Genomic DNA, 14,798 nt, shown 5'->3' with positions numbered 1-14,798 from the left:
ACGCGCCACACATCCCACTTCTACGTCCCGGCCAACACCCCACCCCGTCCCCGCCCCCGACCAACCGTCCGACCCCCGTCAATCCAGCCTCACCGGCCGGTCCGGCTAATCCAGCCCCGCCGGCGTTGGAGGCGCGGGTCCGGGCCACCCTCCCGGTCCGGGTCCGGCCAATCCAGCCTCGCCGGCCGGTCCCGCAACCCCAGCCTCGCCGGCGTTTGAGGCGCGGGTCCGGGCCACCCTTCCGGTTCGGGTCGGCAATCCAGCCTCGCCGGCGTTTGAGGCGCGCGGCGGAGTCCCGTTGGGCTCGGTGGGGGACGGGCCCGTCCCGTCAGGGCCAGAGGAGGGTTCGGGTCCAGGGGGTGGTGGGGGTGCGGCGGTAGTGGAGGCGGGTGTGGCGGCGGGCCGCGTCGCCCTGGAAGAACTCGGCCTCCGTCGCGTCGAGCACGTACCGCGTCCACGTCGGCGCCACCGCGTCCGGCTCGGCGCCCGCGCGCGCCCACGCCGCCGCCGAGGCTTCGGCCAGGTCCGCGAGGGAGGGCAGGACCTCGCTCTGGTGTCCCGTCAGCGCGGCGGCGAGCGCGCCGCGGGACCTGACCGCGAGGTCCGCGCGGCTTTCCTCGGGTCCGCACGCCGTGACCCGGCCGCGGAGGCGGATCTGCCGGCCCACCGCGGGCCAGTAGAAGCCGAGGGCGGCGTCCGGTCGGGCCGCGAGCTGTCGGCCCTTCACGCTGGTGGCGTGCGAGGCGAAGTGCCAGCCCCGCTCGTCGGCGTCGTGCAGCATCAACGTGCGCACGTCGGGGCGCCCTTCGGCGTCGACCGTGGCCAGGGTCATCGTGTGCGGTTCGAGCTGCCCGGCCTTGGCGGCGTCCACGAGCCACTCACGGAAGAGGGGGAGCGGGTCGGTCGGTGCCGTGTCCGGGTCGAAGGTGGGCAGCCGGGTGTCCCACACGCGCAGGGAGTGGAGGGTGGCGTGGAAGTCGGCGTCGCTCTTCTCACTGGTCATGGCGCCATCGAACACCATCGCATCAACGGGTGGATTGTCATCACACGGTGAACCTTTCCGGCCACAGCACCAGGTCGTCGGTGAGGGCCGCGGCCCCGGCACGATCCTCAAGAGACGGCCCGGGTCTCAGCCCCGGCCCAGGATGACCGTTCCCGAGGAGCAGAACCAGCCGCCCGTGCCCGAGGCCAGGGCCACCTCGGGGAGTCGGCCGCCCGCCTTGGTGACCTGGCCGGCGCCGGCCTCGCCGCGGAGTTGGCGTACGGCCTCGACCAGCAGGAAGAGGCCGCGCATGCCGGGGTGGCAGGCCGACAGCCCGCCGCCGTCGGTGTTGACGGGGAGTTCCCCGTCGCGCAGCAGTCGGCCCTTCTCGACGAACGCGCCGCCTTCGCCCTTCGCGCAGAAGCCGAGGTCCTCCAGGGTCACGAGGGTCATGTAGGTGAAGGCGTCGTAGATCTCGGCGAGATCGACGTCCGCCGGGGTGAGCCCGGCGCGTTCGAAGGCCTGGCGGCCGGAGACGGCGGCCGGGGAGACGGTGAAGTCCTCCCATTCCGACATGGTGGTGTGGGAGACCGAGGCGCCGGTGCCCAGGATCCAGACCGGGTCCTTCGCGGTGTCCGGTACGAGGTCCTCGGCGACCAGCAGCACCGCGCAGCCGCCGTCGGAGCGGATGCAGCAGTGCAGTTTGGTGAACGGGTCCGCGATCATGTCGGAGGAGAGGACCTCGTCCACGGTGAGCGGGGTGCGGAACATGGCGTCCGGGTTGGTGGCGGCGTTCGCCCGGGCCTGTACGGCCACCGACGCGAGCTGTTCCAGGGTCGTGCCGTACTCGTGCATGTGGCGGCGGGCGGCCATCGCGTACTTGGCGACCAGTGTGTGGCCGTACGGGACCTCGAACTGGAGGGGTCCGCGTGCGCCGAAGGAGAGGTTCGCGGTGCGCCTGCGGGCCTTGATGTCGGCGCGGGCGGTGGATCCGTAGACCAGCAGGACGGCCCGGGCGTGGCCGGCGGCGATGGCGTCGGCCGCGTGGGCGGCCATCACCTCCCAGGTCGAGCCGCCGACGGAGGTGGAGTCGACCCAGGTGGGGCGCAGTCCCAGGTACTCGGCCACCTCGATCGGGGCCAGGGTGCCGAGGCCGGCGGAGGCGAAGCCGTCGATGACGGATCGGTCGAGTCCGGAGTCGGCGAGGGCCCGGCGGGCGGCCTGCGCGTGCAGGGCGTAGGGGGTGGGGCCGTCCATCCGGCCGCAGTCCGAGAGGGCGACGCCGGCGACCGCGACCCGGCGGCGCGGCGCGGTGGCGGTGGGGGTTCGGGGCGGTCCAGACAGTCCAGGCATGGGGCGACGGTATATCTGACGCTGCGTCAGACGCTAGTGCGCGAGACGTGGTGCGGGTGGTTGTTCTCTTTCGTCGCGAGCGTGCGCGCCGGAAGTTCGATGCGGGCGCCGCGCCCCGGCTCCTACGGTGCCCCCATGGCCTCCTCACCCTCCGCCGACCACCCGCTCAAGGGGGTGGTGACCTTCCTCGGTGGTGTCCTCCTCGTCGGTGGCGTCAGCGCCCTGCTGCACGAGTGGTTCGGCTTCATCCGCTTCCTGGGCTTCCTGCGGTTGCTCGTCCCCGACGGCCGCGAGATCCTCGGCAACGCCGTCATGGCCGGCCTCGGCTGCGTGCTCCTCGCGGTCGCGGGACTCCTCGGCAGGCGGGGTCGCCGCTGACCGGCCCGTCGCGGGTCGTCGAACCCTCCTCGCCCGCCCCCTGTGCATCTGGCTCCCACCGCCCTAACATGACGGCTCGTCAGATACGGGGAGGAGCCCGACGATGGATGCCGCCTTCACCGCGGAGCAGCACGAGATGCGCCGCACCCTGCGCGAAATCCTGGGCAAACGCTGCGGCCCGGATGAGGTCAGGGCCGCCGTCCGCACCGCCGCCGGACACGACCACGAACTGTGGCGACAGCTCGCCCGGCAACTCGGCCTGCCGGGCATCGCCATCGCCGAGGAGTACGGCGGCGTCGGATGCGCCCCGGCCGACCTCGCCCTCGCCTGCGAGGAGACCGGCCGGGCCCTGCTGCCCTCGCCGCTGCTCGCCACCGCCGTACTCGCCGCGCCCCTGATCGCCGCCCTCGGGACGCAGGCCCAGCGCGCCGCGCTGCTGCCCCCGATCGCCGCCGGCGGGCTGACCGCCGCGCTCGCCGTACCCGGGACCGCCCTGGCCACGGCCCTCGCGCTGACCGGCGACAACGTGCCGGGGGAGTGGGCCGGCGGCGGTCGCGCCGGTGGGGTGCAGGCCACGTCGGGGGAGGGCGGCCGGCGGCTCTACGGGGAGGTCTCCCAGGTGCTGGACGGCCACAGCGCCGGGCTGCTCCTGGTCGCCGCGCACACCGGCGGCTTCGCCCGCAGCCGGACCCTGCTGTTCCTCGTACGGGAGGACGCGCCCGGACTCGTACGCGCCCGGCAGTCCACCCTGGACGAGACCAGGCCTCAGGGGCGGATCCAACTGCGCGACGTGCCCGCCGAGTTGCTCGGGGACGGGCGGGGGGACGTACCGGCGGCCCTCGCCGTCACCGGGCGCGCCGCCGCCGGCGTGCTGGCCGCAGAGGCGGTGGGCGCGGCGGAACAGGCGCTGGCCCGCACGGTGGACCACGTACGGCGGCGCGAGCAGTTCGGTCGCGCCATCGGGTCCTTCCAGGCGGTCAAACACCGCCTCGCGGACCTCTACGTCCAGGTGCAGGCGGCCCGCTCCGCCGCCTACTACGCCGCCTGGGACCCCGAGCAGGGCGGCCTCGCCCTCGCGCAGGCGCTGGAGGCGCTGCGGATCACCTCGGGCGAGGCGATCCAACTGCACGGCGGCATCGGCTTCACCTGGGAGCACGACGCGCACCTCTACTTCAAGCGGGCCGCGGCCGACGAGCTGCTCTTCGGCCCGGTGCACCGGCTGCGGGCGCACGCCGCCCGGCGGGCGGGCCTGTTCGGCCCGTCCGCGACCGGGTCCGCGTCCGCGACCGCGGTCCCCTCCACGACCGCGACCGAGTCCACGAGCACGGAGAGGATGGCCGTCTGATGGCTTCCGTCGGCGTCAGGCTGATGCAGAAGGTCTCCTCGACCATGCTGTTCGCCAAGATCGCACCACACGTCATCCCGGCCCTGGACAAGGCCGTGCACAGGCTGACCCGCGGCAAGGTCATCCTGAGCGCGCAGATGCTGCCCGGTGTGATCCTCACCGCCAAGGGAGCCAGGTCCGGCCTGCCGCGCACCACGCCGCTCGCCTGCATGCCGGAGGGCGACGGTGCGAGCTGGCTGCTGATCGGCTCCAACTTCGGCCGCCCCGGGCACCCTGCCTGGACCGGGAACCTGATCAAGTACCCGGACGCGGAAGTGAGTTGGCGCGGTCGGGACATCGCCGTACGGGCCCGGCTGTTGCAGGGCGAGGAACGCGCGGCGGCGTGGCAGGCGGCGCTGAGGTTCTGGCCGCCGTACGCGACGTACCAGGCGCGCATCGAGCGCGAGATCCGGCTGTTCCGCCTGGAGCGTCGCTGATCGCGGCGGAGATCCGGGTGAAGCCCGGCGGAGAGCCGGTGGAGGCCGGCGGGAAGCCGGTGGGGGACCGACGGGGTCGGGAGCGGGCGCCGGCGTGAGCCGGCGGGGTGGTGGGGGCTGCGGGAGCGGGCCCGGGCGGCGGACCAGGACCCCTGGCGGGGGCCCGGGGTCCGCCGCTACTTGGTCGGCTTCTTGCCGGTGATGCCGAGGTGGACGAGCAGCGCCAGGTTCGGCTTGAGCTCGGCCTGCTTGACGCCCCAGGTCTGGAAGCCCTTCTGGTGCGAGGCGACCGCGGCCAGCATCGCGACCAGCGAACCGGCCATCGCCGCCGGGCTGAGGTCCTTGTCGACCTTGCCCTTGGCCTGGAGTTCCTTCATCGACTCCGTGAGGGAGTTGGTGACGGAGTTGAGGATCTTCATGCGGATCTTGTAGAACCGCTTGTCGCCCTCGGCCGCGCCGAGGTCGACGACCCGGAGGATCGCGTCGTTGCGTCGCCAGAACTCCAGGAATCCCTCGACGAGTTCCTCGGCCGCCGCCCAGCCGGCCTTGCCGACCCAGTTGCGACCTTCGACGAGCGCCGTCAACTGCGCGCCCTCCGTGGCCATTTGTTCGGCGATCTCCAGGACGGCGCCCTCGACGTCCGGGAAGTACTGGTAGAAGGTCGCGGGGGAGGTCCCGGCCTTGCGGGCGACGTCGATCACCTTGACGTCGCGGTACGGCGAGGAGCTGAGCATCTCGCTGAGGCAGTCGAGCAGCTTCTGCCGCGTCGCCTGGCCGCGCCGGCCGGCGACACGCCCGTCGACGGTGCGTACTTGTCCTGTCATGCCGTCAGCTTACCGAGGGGTGATCGGGGCGCTATTCGGCCGCCTGCAAATGGGGTTACGGGGCCGCCGGCCTGCACGGGAGCGGCTGTCGGCCGGCTCCTCGACCGGGCCCGCGGGGCGGGATCCGTGCCCTGCGGCCGAAGGTTCGCGCCGGCGGTTTCCGGCCGGCACGCACCACCGGCGCCGCTCCCATGCCCCGCCCGTGCCCCGCCCGCGCTCGCGACCCGCCCCGGTCCCGCCCGCGACCCGCCCGAGACCGCCGCGGGGGCGTCGACCGGGACCCCGTGCGTATCGTGACGTATCCCCCGAATAGTCTTATCAACAGGCTGTGGACAAGTTTTCGGACACATCATGGCTGGGAGGTACGGAGGGTACACACCCCCGCACAACGGAAGGAACCGGGCTGATGGCCGCATTCGCGGAAGGCTCCCCCTGCTGGGTGGACGCCTCGCTTCCGGACGTCGAGGCGGGCAAGCGCTTCTACGGTGAGCTCTTCGGATGGTCCTTCGGCGACAGCGCGGGCGCCCAGTACGGCCACTACACGCAGGCCTACGCCCGGGGCCACAACGTGGCGGCCCTCGCCCCCAAGCCGGACGGCCGCATGCCCACCGTCTGGGGCGTCTACCTGTACACCTCCGACGCCTACGCCTGCGCCGCCCGCATCCGGGCCGCCGGCGGCCAGATGGTGATGGACCCCCAGCCCGTGGGCCCGTACGGCACCGCCGCCATGGCGGCCGACCCCGGCGGGGCCGTCTTCGGGCTGTGGCAGCCCGGCACCCACCACGGCTTCGAATCGCAGCAACAGCCCTACACCTACTGCTGGTCGGAGGTCTACACCCGGGCCCGCGACGCCGTGGACGTCTTCTACGACAAGGTCTTCGGCTACGTGCCCGAGGACCAGGACGACCCCGAGACCGGCATCGAGTACCGGGTCTGGTCCCCGCCCGGCAACCGGCCCGGATCCGACACCGCCGTGCTGGGGCGCAGTCTGATCACCGACGCCTTCCCGGAGATCATGCCCGCGCACTTCCTCGTCTACTTCGCCGTCCCGGACTGCGACCAGACCGTCGCCACGGTGCAGCGCCTCGGCGGCCGTGTCACCGCCGATCCCTTCGACACGCCGTACGGGCGGATCGCCGTCGTCGCGGACAATCAGGGGGCCGTCTTCGGCCTGCTCTCGGAGCCCCGTACCAAAGCCGCTCCCGAAAGCCACGCCTGACCCGGGGCCGGACCATGCGCGGGCCTGACAGAATCGGGCTTGCGCGACGTCCGGCTTCGCCGGGGTGAGACGCTGCACGGGTGCGGTGGGGCGAACCCCCGCACGTGGGACGCGCACGGGTTGCCCTGCGCGGAACCGACCGCCGTGCCGCTGTGCGTGCTGGTGGAAGCGGGTCCGGCGTGGGCCCGTACGGGGAGGTGTGGAGGCGAGTGGTGGAGCAGCTGACGCAGCACGACCCGAGACGGATCGGCCCCTTCGAGGTGCTGGGACGGCTCGGCGCCGGCGGCATGGGGCTGGTCTATCTCGCGCGGTCGGCGTCCGGACGGCGGGTCGCGATCAAGACGGTGCGGACCGAACTCGCCGAGGACCAGTTGTTCCGGGTGCGCTTCACCCGCGAGGTGGAGGCGGCGCGCGCCGTCTCCGGTTTCTACACCGCCGCCGTCGTCGACGCCGACCCGCGTGCGGCGGTGCCCTGGCTGGCCACCGCGTACGTTCCGGCGCCCTCGCTGGAGGAGATCGTCAACGAGTGCGGGCCCATGCCCGCCCAGGCCGTGCGGTGGCTCGCGGCCGGCATCGCCGAGGCCCTGCAGTCCATCCACGGCGCCGGACTGGTCCACCGCGACCTGAAGCCGTCGAACGTGCTCGTCGTCGAGGACGGCCCGCGCGTGATCGACTTCGGCATCGCCAGCGGGGTCTCCAACACCCGCCTGACCATGACGAACGTCGCCGTGGGCACCCCCGCCTACATGTCGCCCGAGCAGGCCAAGGACTCCCGCAGCGTCAAGGGCGCCAGCGACGTGTTCTCGCTCGGCTCCACGCTGGTCTTCGCCGCGACCGGTCATCCGCCCTACCACGGCGCGAACCCCGTCGAGACGGTGTTCATGCTGCTGCGCGAGGGCCCCAACCTCGAAGGGCTCCCCGACGAGCTGCGGCCCCTGATCGAGTCCTGCATGCAGATGGAGGCCGGCCGGCGCCCCAGTCCCGCCGACCTCCAGGCGCAACTGGCCCCGCACCTCTTCGACGGCGACGACGACAGCGGTACCGCCTCGGCGTGGCTGCCGGGGCGCGCCGTCGCGATGATCGAGGCCCGCCGCGCGGGTCTGCGTACGGCGGCCGTCCCGTCCGGGCGCTCCGCACCCGGTCGGCCGGCGCCGGGCCGGCCCGCCGCCGGGGACGGCCACGGACCGGTCTCCGGCCCCTCCACGCACCGCCGCCAGCGCGGCGCGGACCCCTGGGCGGACCCGCGGACCGGCCAGGCCGCCCCGCCGCGCCCGCACCACCCGCCGCAGCCGGGCCTGGTGCCCTCCGGTGATCCCGTCCGGCTCGGCGCCTCGCCGGTGCCGATCGGTCCCGGGCCGCGCGCCACGGCCGCCGCGTCCTCCGCGATGGTGGCCGACACGGCGACCGGTTGGATCCGGCCGCCCGGCGGCGGTACGGCCTCGGCGGTGGAGGCCGTACCGGCCGTGACCGGCGCGCCCGCCGTCCCCGGTCCCGGCCCGTCCCCGGACAGCGGCCGCTGGCGCCCGTGGCGCTTCCGCATGTCCAACGAGGTCTGGGGCACCCCGACCGTCGCGGGCGACCTGCTGTACGTCACCTCCTTCGAGGTGCACGCCCTGGACGTCGGCAGCGGTCGCCGGCAGTTCAAGACCCGCGACGTCGCCTGGTCGATGGCCGTCTCCGACGGGCGTATCCACGCCTCCGACGGCCCCTCCCTGTACGCGCTCGACTCCTCCGACGGCTCCGAGCGGTGGCGGCTGGCCACCGATGCCTGGGTGTACGCGCTGCGCGCCGACCGGGGCACCGTCATCACCGCGACCCGCGGTGGCGGCGTGCAGGGCTGGGAGGCCTCCAACGGCCAGAAGCTGTGGGAGCTCGCCGGCGCCCAGTCCGACTTCGAGACCCCCGAGGCGGCCCCCGTCCTGCACGAGGGCACCGTCTACGTGTGGCAGGACGCCCGACTGCGGGCCCTGGACGCGCGCAGCGGCCTGGAGGCCTGGTCGTATCCCGTCGGAGACGCCGCCGCGTGCGGCAACGTCCCCGTGCGCGTCACGCCGGCCCCCGACGGCAACGTGTACGTCGTCGCCGGCACCCGTGTGCTGTCCGTGGACCGGGCCTCGGGTCGGGTCCGCTGGCACTTCGAGGCCCCGGCGGTGTTCCTGGCGGCCCCGGCGTTCGCGCCGGGCGCGGCCGTGACCGGCGGCGGGGTCTACCTCGTCGACTACCTGGGCACCGTCTACGCCCTCGACGCGGTCACCGGCAAGGACCGCTGGCGCATCGCCACCGAGCCCCGGCAGTCGGCGGACCCGGTGGTCGTGGCCAACGGCAACGTCCACCTGGGCGCGGGCAGCGCCCTGTACACGCTCGACGCGGTCACCGGCACCCCGAAGTGGCGGTTCGCGGCGGGCGGCGAGATCACCGGTCTGCCGGCGGTCGCGGACGGCCGGGTGCACTTCGGCTCGGCGGACCACTGCCTCTACACCCTCGACGCGGCGGGCGGTCAGCTCCGCTGGAAGCTGGCGACCGGCGGCGAGATCACCGGGGCCCCGGTGGCGGAGGCGGGGGTGGTCTACGCGTGCAGCAAGGACCGCTGCGTGTACGCCCTGGACGCGGCGAAGGGCACGGGTACCCGTACCGGCACGTGACGGCGCCGCGGCCCCGCCGATTCGCGTACCGCACCGGGAGTGACAGGATGGACCCCATGAGCAACGTTTACTTCGACATCAACATCAACGGCGAGGCCGCCGGCCGCATCGTCTTCAACCTCTTCGACGAGGTCGTTCCGAAGACGGCGCAGAACTTCCGCGAGCTGGCCACCGGCCAGCACGGCTTCGGCTACGCGGGTTCGCCGTTCCACCGCGTCATCCCCCAGTTCATGCTGCAGGGTGGCGACTTCACCAACCAGAACGGCACCGGCGGCAAGAGCATCTACGGCGAGAAGTTCGCCGACGAGAACTTCGACCTGAAGCACGACCGCCCGTTCCTGCTGTCGATGGCGAACGCCGGCCGCAACACCAACGGCTCGCAGTTCTTCATCACCACCGTCGTCACCCCGTGGCTCGACGGCAAGCACGTCGTCTTCGGCGAGGTCGTCGAGGGTTCGGACCTGGTCCAGAAGATCGAGTCCCTCGGTTCCCAGTCCGGCGCCACCCGCGCCAAGATCGAGATCGCTGCCTCGGGCGTCGTCGAGAAGTGATCTGACCCACCCGCGTTCGCGCCGGACGGCCCCGCCCCCTTCGGGGGGACCGGGGCCGCCGCCATGTCCGGCCCCTTTCGCCGCGCCGCCCGGCGCGGCGGTCAGTGGCCGGCGAAGGCGGCGGCGTTCTCGCGGGCCCACCGGGCGAAGGTGCGGGCCGGGGTGCCGAACAGGGTCTCCGTGGTGTCGGCGAGGGCGACCGGGGTCACGGTGGCGGCGGCCCACAGGTCGAGCAGGGAGCCGACCACGGGGGCCGGCATGTACCGGCCCATCTCCCGCTCGGCCTCGGCGCGGCTGATCTCCTCCACGGGGATGTCCCGGCCGAGGACGTCGGAGAGGACGGCGAGCTGCTCGCGGAACGTCAGCGACCGGGGGCCGGTCAGGGTGATCGCGCGGCCGGCGAGGTCGTCGCCGGTCAGGGCGCGGACCGCGATGTCGGCGATGTCGTCGGGGTGGATGGGGGCGAGGGCGGCGTCGGGGTGGGCGAGCCGGACCGGCTGCCGACGCCCGATGGGGTGCGCCCAGCCCAGCGCGTTGCCGGCTAAGGCGTCCGGGCGCAGCAGCGTCACGGTGAACGGGGCGTCGGCCAGGGCGCGTTCGACCCGAAGGCTGTGCGAGGCGAGCGGATCCGTGTCGGCGCCCGGCGCGAGGACCGAGGCGGAGGACAGCAGGACGACGTGCTCCACCCCGGCGGACCCGGCGGCCTCGACCAGCTCGTGGATGCCGGCGGGCTCGGGGTAGAGGAACACCCGGCGGATCCCGGCGAGTGCGGCGGCGAAGGTCTCGGGGCGGTTCAGGGCCAGCTCGACGGTGTCGACGCCGGCCGGGACGGCCAGTTCGGCGGGTGTGGCGCTGGCGGCGCGGACGGCGGTGCCGGCCGCGTGGAGGCGGTCGACGACCGCCCGCCCGATCCTGCCGCGGGCTCCGGTGACGAGGATGGTCATACGGGGTCTCCTTTCACAGTGGTAGACCATGGTGACGTACGTGGTGACGTACATATGCATGCTTGCATGCACGTAATTTCACGTCAACACACATATGGTCGCAGTCATGAATGTACGATGCGCCACATGACGACGAACGAGCCGAACGAGCCGAAGACAGCCGAAGAGCTGCTGGACGCCGTGGGCCCGGCCTTCTCCAAGCTGCGCCGCACCTCACTGCTGGAGGTCGAGAACCCCATCTCGGCGAAGGACCTCAGCCGCACGCTGGTGCTCAACCACGTCATGGAGGCCACCCGGGACCCCGAGCGGGAGATCACCGTCGGAGGGGTCGCCGAACTCCTCGCGGTGGACCCCTCGGTCGCGAGTCGGATGGTCACCGACAACATCAAGGCGGGCTACCTGGTCCGCGGCGCCTCCCAGCAGGACGGCCGCCGCAGCGTGCTCCACCTCAGCCCGGCCGGGCACGAACTCATGGAACGCTTCCGCCGCCATCAGCGCTCGGCCTTCGAGTACATCACCGCCGACTGGCCGGAGGACGAACGCCTGGACTTCGCCCGTCTCATGCTCAAGTACGTCGACTCCCTCGGCGACCTGCACCGACGCGGCCCGACCGCCGACGCGCCGCGCTGAACCGACGCGCCGTGCAGAACCGACGGACTACGGCTGCTCGCGGTTCGGGGGCGGCCGGTGCCACGGCTCGGTCGCCGGGTCGGCCGGGCCCGAGGCCGGCGGGTACGAGGTGTCCGGGGGGTACGACCCGCTCGGCGGGTACGGATCGCTCGGCGGGTACGAGGTGTTCGGCGGGTACGGGGCGTCCGTGGCGTACGGGCCGTCCGTGGCGGGGAGGTCCCGCGGCCGGCGGCGCGTGGGACGCCCGCGCATCACGAACGCCGCGAGGATGAGCAGCGCGCCGCCCCCGAAGGCGTTGGCGACCCCGTCGCCGAGGCCCCCGCCGTCACCGCCGACCGAGAGGCTGCCCGCGGCCTGCCCCTGGCGCACCGTCCACAGCACCGCGAAGCCGAGGACGATCACCCCCGCGAGCGCCATCAGCAGCCGTGAGCGCAGCAGGATCGCCGTGAGGGTGAGCAGCGCGGCGAGCACGAAGGGCATCACGAACGAGGCGAGCAGCGCGCCCTTGGCGTCGGTCACCCCGGCGGACGAGAAGAGGTCCGCGAGGCGGTAGTCCCGCCCGTGGCGGCCCTCGTACCAGACGCGGAAGGGGCTCCACACGGCCACCGTCGCCCCGATCAGGCCCAGCAGGGAGCCGAGTACGTTGCGGATCAATGCCCGGCCCTCCGAGGTGGCGGTCCTGATCGAGCGGTCGTGATCCCGACGCTACGCCCTGTGCCCCCGACCCCGCACGCCGGACGGGGCGGGCGGGGTCGGGGCGGGCGCCGGCGGGGCGCCCGGCGGGTGCGGGCGGATCAGGGGGTGGTGCGCATGGATTCGACGCGGACGCGCAGGGCCTCGTTCATCGCCGCGAAGTCCCGGGCGTTCCTCGCCAGGAACCGGCCGAGGAAGGGGGCGGGCAGCCCGCGGACGCGTTCGCCGTGCTCCAGCCGGGTGGTGCGCGCCGGCCCCTCGGCCAGGTGGAAGACGTGCTCGGTGTCGAGGAGGCCGGGGACGAGGGTCCGGCGGACCCAGCGCAGTTCGGCGCCGGGCCGGGCCGCCACGACCCTCGGTCGCAGGGTGACCGGGTCGCCGGCCTCCGGGTACGTCCGCAGGGTCAGCCGCTGGCCCGGGACCGGTTCGCCGTACGCCTCGCGGATGTACGGGTTCCACGTGCAGTGGCGGGGCAGGTCGGACAGCGTCGCCCAGACCTCTTCCGGTGTCGCGTCGATGGTGATGGTGGTGGAGATGGTGCGCACTGGTGCGGTGCTCCTCGTGGTGGTCGGTGTGCACCGAAGGGACGCGGGGGTGTGCGGTTCCGCCACCGGGTTCGGTGGTCGGGATGGAACCACGGATTCCGTCCATCGTGGCCGGCGGTCCGGGGATCTTCGCCGGCGGCGGAGAGAGCGGAATCATTTGTTCCGGTCATGGGTGGACGAATGCCGATACGTCCGCCCGCCCCGGCGTCCCGGCCCCGGCCACCGGCCCGCACGGCTGGTAGCGTGACGCGCCGTTGCCCAGGGGAGGGGTCAGGCCATGGTGGCTGGACGTCGTGTCAGGTTCATCGCCGTCCTCGTGGGGGTGGTGCTCGCGCTCACCGGTTTCTCCTCGCACGGCGGGTCGAGCGGCAAGAGCGGGAGCAAGAGCAGCGGGGGAGGCTGCTCCAGCTCCAAGAGCGGCTCCAAGAAGAAGTCCTACAGCGGCAACAGCGGAAGCGGCAGCAGCGGGAGCGGGAGCAGCAGCGGGAGCAGCGGGAACTCGACGTCCTCGCCCACCCCGACCCCCAGCTCGGGCCGGCGCCCGCGCCGAAGTCGTCACCTGCGCCGCTCCGGGCCGCCCCCGGGCCACGCTCAAGGTCACCTCCGAGTCGGGCGTCGAGCGCACCTTCTCGGTGTCCGTGGTCTTCGAGGGCGCGAACGGGCGGGTCGATTCCGGCTCCGCCGAGGTGCGGCTGAAGGCCGGCGAGAGCCGCGCCGCGGACGTGCCGATGACGTTCCCGGACCGTGCCGCCGATGTCCTGCGGTGCGTGGTCGGGCGGGTCGAGACGGTCTCGTCCTCGACGGCCGGCCCGTCGTCGACCCCGACCTCCGGCTCCGGCGGCGTGTCGAGGCCCAAGTCCACGAGCAAGCCCAAGTCCACGACCAAACCGAAGTCGAGGTCCGCTCGCTGAGCCCCGGCCACCGCACCCGGCCACCGCCCCGCCGCCGCGCGGTCAGCGCACCCGCGGTTCCGGCGCCGATCGCCGGTTGGTGAACAGGGCCGCCTGGCGCTCCGGAGGCAGGTTCCCCAGGGTGATCAGCGCCGGCGCCTGGTCCAGGGCCTGGTGCAGCGCGGCCCGTTTCGCCGACCAGAGAGCGCGCACGGTGCCCTGTACGGCCTCCGTCGGGTGGCCGGCCAGGATTTCGGCCGACCGCAGCGCCGCCGGCAGCAGTTCCTCGGGGGCGGTCACTTCCGAGACGAGGCCGATCTCGTACGCCCGCCGCGCGGAGAGCCGTTCGGCCGTGCCCATCAGCGACATCCGGGCGACCTCGCCGAAGGGCATGCGCTGCGCCATGTACACGGCCTCGTAGGCGCTGACCATCCCGTAGCTGGTGTGCGGGTCGAAGTACGTCGCCGTCGAGGAGGAGACGATGAACTCCGACTCGCCCAGCAGGTAGAACGCCCCGCCGCACGCCATGCCGTTGACGGCGGCGACCACCGGTTTCCACAGGTCGGCCGCCTTCGGGCCGATGGCGATCAGAGGATCGTCCATCGCGTACGGGGACGCCGGCTGCGGCACCTCCACGGACCGGTCGACGCCGGTGCAGAAGGCCGCACCGCCCGCGCCCGTGAGCACCACCGCCCGCACGCCCTCGTCGAAGCGGAACTCCCGCCATGTGGAGGCCAGTTCGGCAGCCGTGGCCAGGTCGACGGCGTTGTGCCGGTGTTCCCGGTCCAGGGTGACGACCGCGACCCCGGTCGCCTTGTCCCGCTCGACCCGCACCGTCACGACTTCTCCAGGATCCAGCGCGGCACGGCGATCCCGCCGGTCTCGGTGAACACGACCTGGACGCGCGCCCCGATCCGCAGCCGGGCGGGGTCCACCGAGTCCAGGGGGGCGTCGGCCGAGGTCACGAGGTTGCCGGCCAGCCGGATGTGCGGGGCGTCGGCGAGCTCGACGAGGATCACGTTGTACGGGGCCTGCGCGGCGTAGGCGGGCAGCAGGGGCGGGTGCGGCCGGACGTAGGACCAGATGCGGCCCCGTCCGTTCGTCAGCCGCCACTCGGAGGCGAAGGACCGGCAGTGCGGGCAGCACGGGCGCGGCGGGAAGCGGAGCCGGCCGCAGTCGGAGCAGGCCTGGACGCGCAGTTCGCCCCGGGCGGCGTACTCCCAGAAGGGGGCGCCGTCCTCGTCCGGGACGGGCAGGAGGAGCGCGTCGGTACCGGGAACGGCCGCGTCCGGAGCCGGGGCGGAGGCGGGCGTCGCGGACGGGGTC

General features: G+C 73.5%; 16 protein-coding genes. 8 read left to right on the top strand and 8 right to left on the bottom strand.

What is annotated here, in order from left to right; translation table 11 throughout:
* Positions 1–328 precede the first annotated feature (328 nt).
* Together OTB19_RS14065 and OTB19_RS14060 are read right to left on the bottom strand one after the other, a co-directional pair.
* On the bottom strand, positions 329–1,003 hold the full coding sequence (locus tag OTB19_RS14065; RefSeq protein WP_267798486.1) for a pyridoxine/pyridoxamine 5'-phosphate oxidase: 675 nt from the start codon (positions 1,001–1,003) through the stop codon (positions 329–331).
* 126 nt (positions 1,004–1,129) lie between these two features.
* On the bottom strand, positions 1,130–2,335 hold the full coding sequence (locus OTB19_RS14060; RefSeq protein WP_267798485.1) for a thiolase C-terminal domain-containing protein: 1,206 nt from the start codon (positions 2,333–2,335) through the stop codon (positions 1,130–1,132).
* 135 nt (positions 2,336–2,470) lie between these two features.
* Here OTB19_RS14060 and OTB19_RS14055 point away from each other — a divergent pair, with 135 nt between their 5' ends.
* The 3 genes from OTB19_RS14055 (at position 2,471) to OTB19_RS14045 (ending at position 4,534) form a co-directional block, all read left to right on the top strand.
* Positions 2,471–2,713: a hypothetical protein gene (locus tag OTB19_RS14055; RefSeq protein ID WP_267798484.1), complete on the top strand. Its 243-nt coding sequence runs from the start codon at positions 2,471–2,473 to the stop codon at positions 2,711–2,713.
* A gap of 103 nt (positions 2,714–2,816) precedes the next feature.
* Entirely contained in the window at positions 2,817–4,058 is a 1,242-nt protein-coding gene (locus OTB19_RS14050; RefSeq protein WP_267798483.1) for an acyl-CoA dehydrogenase family protein, read from the top strand.
* Positions 4,058–4,534, top strand: coding sequence for a nitroreductase family deazaflavin-dependent oxidoreductase (locus OTB19_RS14045; protein ID WP_267798482.1), 477 nt, complete (start codon positions 4,058–4,060; stop codon positions 4,532–4,534). The genes OTB19_RS14050 and OTB19_RS14045 overlap by 1 nt, the downstream gene beginning before the upstream one ends.
* A gap of 176 nt (positions 4,535–4,710) precedes the next feature.
* Here the strand turns inward: OTB19_RS14045 and OTB19_RS14040 are convergent, their stop codons facing one another.
* Positions 4,711–5,358 carry a TetR family transcriptional regulator gene (locus OTB19_RS14040; protein ID WP_053681170.1) on the bottom strand — a complete coding sequence of 216 codons (648 nt, stop codon included), beginning with the start codon at positions 5,356–5,358 and terminating at the stop codon, positions 4,711–4,713.
* A 406-nt stretch (positions 5,359–5,764) separates the two neighbouring features.
* Here OTB19_RS14040 and OTB19_RS14035 point away from each other — a divergent pair, with 406 nt between their 5' ends.
* The 3 genes from OTB19_RS14035 (at position 5,765) to OTB19_RS14025 (ending at position 9,770) form a co-directional block, all read left to right on the top strand.
* Entirely contained in the window at positions 5,765–6,577 is an 813-nt protein-coding gene (locus tag OTB19_RS14035) for a VOC family protein (RefSeq protein WP_267798481.1), read from the top strand.
* Between the two features lie 209 nt (positions 6,578–6,786).
* Positions 6,787–9,219, top strand: a complete 2,433-nt coding sequence (locus OTB19_RS14030; protein WP_267798480.1) for a PQQ-binding-like beta-propeller repeat protein — start codon at positions 6,787–6,789, stop codon at positions 9,217–9,219.
* A gap of 56 nt (positions 9,220–9,275) precedes the next feature.
* Entirely contained in the window at positions 9,276–9,770 is a 495-nt protein-coding gene (locus OTB19_RS14025) for a peptidylprolyl isomerase (protein ID WP_053681176.1), read from the top strand.
* Between the two features lie 101 nt (positions 9,771–9,871).
* Here OTB19_RS14025 and OTB19_RS14020 read toward each other — a convergent pair whose 3' ends face one another.
* Positions 9,872–10,714 (bottom strand): NAD(P)H-binding protein, encoded by an 843-nt coding sequence (locus OTB19_RS14020; RefSeq protein WP_267798479.1) that lies wholly within the window; start codon positions 10,712–10,714, stop codon positions 9,872–9,874.
* A gap of 126 nt (positions 10,715–10,840) precedes the next feature.
* Here OTB19_RS14020 and OTB19_RS14015 point away from each other — a divergent pair, with 126 nt between their 5' ends.
* Complete coding sequence (locus OTB19_RS14015; protein ID WP_267798478.1) at positions 10,841–11,344, top strand: MarR family winged helix-turn-helix transcriptional regulator; 504 nt, start codon at positions 10,841–10,843, stop codon at positions 11,342–11,344.
* 27 nt (positions 11,345–11,371) lie between these two features.
* Here the strand turns inward: OTB19_RS14015 and OTB19_RS14010 are convergent, their stop codons facing one another.
* Together OTB19_RS14010 and OTB19_RS14005 are read right to left on the bottom strand one after the other, a co-directional pair.
* Entirely contained in the window at positions 11,372–11,998 is a 627-nt protein-coding gene (locus OTB19_RS14010; RefSeq protein WP_267798477.1) for a hypothetical protein, read from the bottom strand.
* Between the two features lie 140 nt (positions 11,999–12,138).
* Complete coding sequence (locus OTB19_RS14005) at positions 12,139–12,582, bottom strand: SRPBCC domain-containing protein (protein ID WP_267798476.1); 444 nt, start codon at positions 12,580–12,582, stop codon at positions 12,139–12,141.
* Between the two features lie 632 nt (positions 12,583–13,214).
* Between OTB19_RS14005 and OTB19_RS14000 the strand changes: the two genes are divergently transcribed.
* The gene (locus OTB19_RS14000; protein ID WP_267798475.1) at positions 13,215–13,493 is read left to right on the top strand and encodes a hypothetical protein; all 279 of its coding nucleotides are present in this window, start codon (positions 13,215–13,217) and stop codon (positions 13,491–13,493) included.
* Between the two features lie 42 nt (positions 13,494–13,535).
* Here the strand turns inward: OTB19_RS14000 and OTB19_RS13995 are convergent, their stop codons facing one another.
* Together OTB19_RS13995 and OTB19_RS13990 are read right to left on the bottom strand one after the other, a co-directional pair.
* A complete protein-coding gene (locus OTB19_RS13995; RefSeq protein WP_267798474.1) occupies positions 13,536–14,312 on the bottom strand; it encodes an enoyl-CoA hydratase/isomerase family protein in 777 nt (258 codons plus the stop codon).
* Entirely contained in the window at positions 14,309–14,728 is a 420-nt protein-coding gene (locus OTB19_RS13990) for a Zn-ribbon domain-containing OB-fold protein (RefSeq protein ID WP_267798491.1), read from the bottom strand. Before OTB19_RS13990 ends, OTB19_RS13995 begins: the two co-directional genes overlap by 4 nt.
* Positions 14,729–14,798: the final 70 nt, after the last annotated feature.

Origin of the sequence: Streptomyces sp. H27-H5 (assembly GCF_026627505.1) — a bacterium.
Lineage (GTDB): Bacteria > Actinomycetota > Actinomycetes > Streptomycetales > Streptomycetaceae > Streptomyces.
The sequence above is the reverse complement of the archived record's forward strand: the minus strand, read 5'-3'. Positions and strand labels throughout refer to the sequence as shown.

Bases quoted from the DNA above. Each gene is read 5' to 3' on its own strand.
- OTB19_RS14065 (WP_267798486.1), bottom strand. From the start codon at position 1,003: ATGACCAGTGAGAAGAGCGACGCCGACTTCCACGCCACCCTCCACTCC.
- OTB19_RS14060 (WP_267798485.1), bottom strand. From the start codon at position 2,335: ATGCCTGGACTGTCTGGACCGCCCCGAACCCCCACCGCCACCGCGCCG.
- OTB19_RS14055 (WP_267798484.1), top strand. From the start codon at position 2,471: ATGGCCTCCTCACCCTCCGCCGACCACCCGCTCAAGGGGGTGGTGACC.
- OTB19_RS14050 (WP_267798483.1), top strand. From the start codon at position 2,817: ATGGATGCCGCCTTCACCGCGGAGCAGCACGAGATGCGCCGCACCCTG.
- OTB19_RS14045 (WP_267798482.1), top strand. From the start codon at position 4,058: ATGGCTTCCGTCGGCGTCAGGCTGATGCAGAAGGTCTCCTCGACCATG.
- OTB19_RS14040 (WP_053681170.1), bottom strand. From the start codon at position 5,358: ATGACAGGACAAGTACGCACCGTCGACGGGCGTGTCGCCGGCCGGCGC.
- OTB19_RS14035 (WP_267798481.1), top strand. From the start codon at position 5,765: ATGGCCGCATTCGCGGAAGGCTCCCCCTGCTGGGTGGACGCCTCGCTT.
- OTB19_RS14025 (WP_053681176.1), top strand. From the start codon at position 9,276: ATGAGCAACGTTTACTTCGACATCAACATCAACGGCGAGGCCGCCGGC.
- OTB19_RS14020 (WP_267798479.1), bottom strand. From the start codon at position 10,714: ATGACCATCCTCGTCACCGGAGCCCGCGGCAGGATCGGGCGGGCGGTC.
- OTB19_RS14015 (WP_267798478.1), top strand. From the start codon at position 10,841: ATGACGACGAACGAGCCGAACGAGCCGAAGACAGCCGAAGAGCTGCTG.